This is a genomic window from Candidatus Obscuribacterales bacterium (assembly GCA_036703605.1).
Taxonomy (GTDB): Bacteria; Cyanobacteriota; Cyanobacteriia; order RECH01; family RECH01; genus RECH01.
In genome coordinates this window covers 1-5636 of sequence record DATNRH010001152.1, presented here as the reverse complement: position 1 = coordinate 5636, position 5636 = coordinate 1, and the positions used below count along the sequence as shown (strand labels likewise).

General features: G+C 48.6%; 5 protein-coding genes and 1 pseudogene. 1 reads left to right on the top strand and 5 read right to left on the bottom strand.

The genetic code is table 11. The annotated features are described in order from the left end of the window. On the top strand, positions 1-905 hold a 905-nt coding region (locus V6D20_23860; GenBank protein HEY9818816.1), incomplete at its 5' end, for an NAD-binding protein. Positions 906-986: 81 nt separating this feature from the next. Here the strand turns inward: V6D20_23860 and V6D20_23855 are convergent. The 5 genes and pseudogenes from V6D20_23855 to V6D20_23835 form a co-directional block, all read right to left on the bottom strand. Next, positions 987-1844, bottom strand: a complete 858-nt coding sequence (locus V6D20_23855) for a DMT family transporter (protein ID HEY9818815.1) — start codon at positions 1842-1844, stop codon at positions 987-989. Between the two features lie 52 nt (positions 1845-1896). Next, complete coding sequence (locus V6D20_23850) at positions 1897-3582, bottom strand: FAD-dependent oxidoreductase (protein HEY9818814.1); 1686 nt, start codon at positions 3580-3582, stop codon at positions 1897-1899. A 495-nt stretch (positions 3583-4077) separates the two neighbouring features. Beyond that, a pseudogene (locus V6D20_23845) lies at positions 4078-4244 on the bottom strand (transposase). A gap of 29 nt (positions 4245-4273) precedes the next feature. Beyond that, positions 4274-4468, bottom strand: coding sequence for a hypothetical protein (locus tag V6D20_23840; protein HEY9818813.1), 195 nt, complete (start codon positions 4466-4468; stop codon positions 4274-4276). 66 nt (positions 4469-4534) lie between these two features. Beyond that, positions 4535-5636: WD40 repeat domain-containing protein (locus V6D20_23835; GenBank protein HEY9818812.1), on the bottom strand; the 1102-nt coding region annotated here is incomplete at its 5' end.

Sequence of the window (5636 nt, the reverse complement as noted above, 5' to 3'; positions counted from 1 at the left end):
TGGTAGACGCGCTCTACTTTTCCGTGGGCATGATTACTGGCGCAGGGGGGAATGAAGGTGTTGTCGAAGATGCTGGGGCGGGCATCAAGGTATTTACCGTGATTATGATGCTGGCTGGGGCTGGGGTGATTGGTGTTTGCTATGCCCTGCTGAATGACTTTGTGTTGGGCAGCCGCTTTCAGCAACTGTGGAGCCATATCCGTATTCCCCAACGCAATCACTACATCGTCTGTGGCTTGGGCGGTGTGGGGGTACAAACGGTGAACCAACTGCGGGCCAATGGTTGTGATGTGGTGGTGATTGAACGGGATGCCAACAATCGCTTCCTCAGCGCTTCGCGATCGCTGAAAGTTCCTACCATTCTCGGTGATGCTAGCCTGCCGGTGATTTTAGCCGCTGCCAATATTCAAGATGCCGCTGCCCTCCTCGCCGTCACCAGCGATGATGTCGCCAACCTAGAAATTGCCCTGACGGCCAAGGGTGTAGCCCCCAAGCTTCCCGTGATTGTGCGCAACCAAGATCCACAGTTTGCGCCCCTGGCCCAGCAGGTGTTTGACTTCGAGGCCGTCCTCAGTCCGGCAGAGCTATCCGCACCCTCCTTTGCCGCCGCTGCCCTGGGGGGACGTATTCTGGGTAACGGCATGACTGCTAATACTCTCTGGGTGGCGATCGCCACCATCATCACCAGCCACCATCCCTTTTGCGGCAAATCGGTGCAGGATGCAGCCATGACGGCTGACTTTGTGCCGCTCTACCTAGAAACCCATCAACGCACGGTTCATGGCTGGGAACTGCTGAAGACGGCCATGAGCGCTGGCGATATGCTGTATCTCACCATTCCCGCTCATCAACTTGATCATCTGTGGCGGCATCACCTCACGTCCTTGGCGGTGCCTATCCGGTAAGGCGATCGCGGTTGAATAGAGCAGAAAGCGATCGCCAACCGCAGTTTTGAGTCGTTTAGACAGCTAAGCGGCCTTGGTACTCTAATCTAGCTCTTTGCCAGTAGCCAACATCATCACCGAAGTTAGAATTAACGTGCCACCGGCCAGTTGGGGCAGGGTAATCGGCTGATGTAAAATAGCCAATGCTAACAGAATGGTCACCACTGGCTCTAGGGTAGATAAAATCGCCGCTGTGGGAGCTCCTAACAGCTTGATACCAGTAAATAAGGTTCCGATGGCCACTACGGTGGAAACCAGCGCCAAGGCACCGAGGGCGACCCAGCCCTTAGCCATGGTCGGCAGGCTGACGCCGTGCAGAGCTACAATCCCCCCAAACACAGCCGCCGCCGAGGTAATCATCACAGTACAAGCCATGATGGGTGATTCTTCCTGCATGACCCGCTCACCCACGAGAACGTAGATAGCATAGACCAAGGCCGAAGCGAGCCCAAGGCAGACACCAATAGGCTGGGTATCGCCGATCGAGCCAATAGTCAACGCTGTGCCGCCCAGGGCAAGCCCTAGAGCCACCAGCTTGGTGGGGCTGCTGGGCTGATGCAGCACCACGATTGAGATCCCCACTACGATAGTGGGATACAGGTACAGCAACAGCACCACTACTCCAGGAGTAGCAAAGGTGAGGGCGGTAAAAAAGCTTAGGGATTGCAGCACAAACCCAAGGCCTCCCATCACCATCAGCGTGCGCAGGTTTTTGATCTGGGGCAGGGGTCTTTGGCGAACGACCTGATATGCCCCTAGGCAGAGGGCAGCGATCGCAAAGCGAAAGAACAGGGCGGTGAGTGGAGTCACACCAGCAGCGTAGGCAACATGGGCAAAAATGGGCATTGCCCCAAAGGAGGTCGCCGAGATCACAATTAACAAAACACCAATCAGACGCACCACTTTTCCTCAATTGACAGAACAGCAGTTCTCAACTAGAAGCCATTCAGAATCAACCATGCAATTGCGCCGCAGCGATCGCTTCATTTAGCTCATTTTCTAACCTCTGCCACTGGGAAGCAGGCAAGTTATCTCTAGTACGCCTTAATGAAGCCCGAACCTGATGATAAGTTGTTTGAAGTTCTTCCGCGTCTAAACGAACCGGTTTCACCTCTGCCTGATCCAAGATCTGCGTGAACTTGATAGCTGTCTTACTAACAAATGGAGCCTTGGTCGTACTACCGGTATTTCCGCCGCCGTCAATAATGGCTACTCCTCCCAGTGCAGTTGGCAGCAGAACGCTAAGTTCTCGATCGTCTGGAGTCCAAGAACGTATACAACCTTTAGAGGGCAAATCAATGTAGTGATGGGTACCAGCCATCACTGAGTCAACATCAATATCTAGATCATAAATGCGAGAGACAACCTGAGAAAAGGCACGGATAGCAAGCTCCTCCATAAACTGAATTTGAGCTTGCCGATCAGCCTCTGCAACTGGACTGGGAAGCGGTGAACCCATGCTAGAATCTCCCTCAAAGGGATAAGTACCTACAAACAAATATCCACTACCAATGACTAACTCCCAACTTCCATCAGAGTTATGCTTCGGCATAATATTTAGATCGCAGACTTGCCCTTTGAAGGTGCGATTGCCAACCTGAATATCATATTTACCACCATGTATCTTATTAGGTCTGGGGGCATGATCAAACAAGTTCTGAGCATTTTTGATCCGCATCCATAGTCCTTTGACACCAGCCAACTTGCCATAAGCTGGCGTTCCTGTGAGAACTTGAGGATCCATGTAAGCACCAGGATGCAAGAAAATGTGCTTTGCCAAGTGCAATTCACCGTTCTGAGTTTTTAGACCAAGGATATAACCTTGAGCATCTCTCTCAATGCTGACGACGTTATAGCCATCTCCAAACAACAGTTCTACGCCTTGGCTCTCTAGTTCTCCCAATAACCATTCTTGACATAGTGCTTGAATGTCAAAGGCTAGACCATATATAGTTAATCCTCCACCCGAAATAAACTTGTGTTTGCTAATACCCGATTCATAAACTCTAAAGTCTGAATTTTGCAGCAGTTGTTCTGGCGAGTAAGATTGCTTGACAATATTTTCGCTGCTCTGAGCCGCATTAGCACCAGAGAAGAGAACCTCCTCGTCATAAAAGCGATCGATGCCGTGGGTATGGAGAGACAGCTTGTTTACAAGCTGAGGATGCAGACGAACTATCTCAATCAATAATTGATACCAATATTCTAAACTGGCACGATTCTCGTCAAGATATTCATGAAAGAGTGCTAGGGTTGCTTGCTGATCACGGTTAGCAATATCTCGCTCATGCAGAAATTGCTGAGTTAGTTCACCCCATTGGCTTAATGGGTGAACTAACATTCCTCCCTGGGAAATATCCTGACGGAAGTCTGAGTCAATATCAGGATACATAGTAGTAATGTACCCTGGCAAGTCGAGATAAGGATGCCCTTCAGTCAAGGTGATGTATCGGTTTACATATCCATCCCAGGTCGATGACTCAAATTGGATATCAGCCTTTGCTTGGCGAGGATCAGGGCTTTTGCTAACCAGTCGCACTAAATAGCCTGCCTGGCAAGCATAGTAGGCTGTCATTAAACCTGTGATTCCGCTTCCTACAACTAAAACAGTAGAACCTTCAGACCCTAAGTTAACCATTTCCAAAACTCCTTATCAAGACTCAGAAGATGGCCTTTAAAAAGGCAGCCAAATTTTCACCTGAGCAACAGACACATTGGTGAACAGTAAAAACTATCACCAAGAATATGGTGGTCAGAGCAAAAAGATTGCGACATGAAGATAATGAATAGGGGTTCTCGATGGCATGAGGTGCCGGCGTTGCTGAATAGCATGACGTTTTAGAACCTGTAGCTAGAGGTTCATACTTGATTCAGCAACACCTGAGGTGCTTACAGGGGACTGTAAAGCTTATCCAATAAAGCTTTTCCTGTACTTCATCCGACTAGAAACCGCTATAAAAGAAAACTTAATTTCTGATGTAAAGAGTAGCACATTGGCAATTTCGTTAGATTGCCTGTTCGTCTTTCTTCATAAACCCGTAGAGAGTGACCTACCCCGCTGCCATCGGACGAGGCATCAGATTCAACCTAGAGCCAATTGAAGATCTCTATGTAACTTGAGATACTTGCTACTCTAGTTCTTCACGTACTTTGCAATCATGTCTGCGTCTCCGTGTTTGCCCGCCGCACTGACAACATACTCATAGTTCCAAAACTCTCTTTCCCACAACTATTACCTTACCTGGGGGGGCAGCACTTCAACAGCTCACGGGCAGTTAGACTCTTGATCAACGTCACCAGTGTGATTGTACTCACTTTATTCCCAAATTTTACGCCGCAGAGCAGCGAGGCATGAACCTGCAGAGATTCAACGAAGGCGATCGCCCCACCTGGTGCAAAATGGTCATCGGATCCAGTTCCTTCACCCGCTGAAGCTGGTCATAGTCTCGGGACAAAAGCGCTCCCGTAAATCCGAGGGAATTCACCGACACTCCCTGGTAGCTGGACTGCGATCGCGGTTGAATAGAGCAGAAGGCGATCGCTTGCGATAAGCATCGAGCCGTCTAAGCAGGATGCTTACCACACCTCTTTTACTGTTGTGGCAGATAGCCCTCACAGAGGTATTGCTGCTCAGGACGGGTGATCAAATAAGGCTGTATCCAATCGCAGCCCATGGTCATCAGGCGATCGAAATCCCATGTCCAGAACCGGATGGTGTTGTCTAAACCGCTAGAAGCGATCGTAGTGCCATCGGGGCTAAAGATCACATCCACAACAGAATCTTGATGCCCGTCTAAGGTTTGCAACAGCCTACCTGTGGTTATATCCCAGAGCTTGATAGTACTGTCGTAACTTCCAGAAGCCAAAATTTGACCGTCTGGACTAAAACTGAGGCCACTCACCCAGTCCTTATGCCCTTGCAGAGTATGGATTTCCGCTCCCGTTTCCACATTCCAGAGTTTGATGGTGCTGTCGTGACTTCCGGAAGCTAAAATCTCACCATTGGGACTAAAACTGAGGCTATTGACCACATCTTGATGCCCTCGTAGAGCATGAATTTCTTCTCCTGTCTCTACATTCCAGAGCTTGAGCATACCGTCAGTACTTCCAGTGGCCAAGATCTGACCGCTAGGACTAAAACTGATTTGTATAACTATATCTTCATGATCTTCATGTCCTGTTAAAGTGTGAATTTCGGTTCCCGTTTCTACATTCCAGAGCTTGAGCATATTGTCAATACTTCTAGTGGCTAGCATCTGACTATTGGGACTAAAACTGATGTGTGTGACCCAATCTTCATGGCCTGTTAGAGTGTGAATTTCTGCTCCTGTGTTTATATTCCAGAGTTGGATACTATGATCAGAACTCACGATGGCCAAGATTTGACTATTGGGACTAAAGGAACTGGATGGATTTACTTCATCTGGAAAGGTTAGCGGAGGAAGTTCTTCACCCGTTTGGATATCCCATAAATTGAGGGTATTATCAGCACCTACAACAGCAAAGATTTGACTATTGGGACTAAAGAAACCGGATGGATTCACTTCACCTGGAAGGATTAGCGGAGGAAGTTCTTCACCCGTTGTGATGTTCTGTATCTTAATGATATTGTCCTTAATAAAGGAAGCAACAAACTGAAAATCAGGACTAATGAATTCAGATTGAATGCCTTGAAGATCATACAACGTCTCC

Bases quoted from the DNA above. Each gene is read 5' to 3' on its own strand.
- V6D20_23850 (HEY9818814.1), bottom strand. From the start codon at position 3,582: ATGGTTAACTTAGGGTCTGAAGGTTCTACTGTTTTAGTTGTAGGAAGC.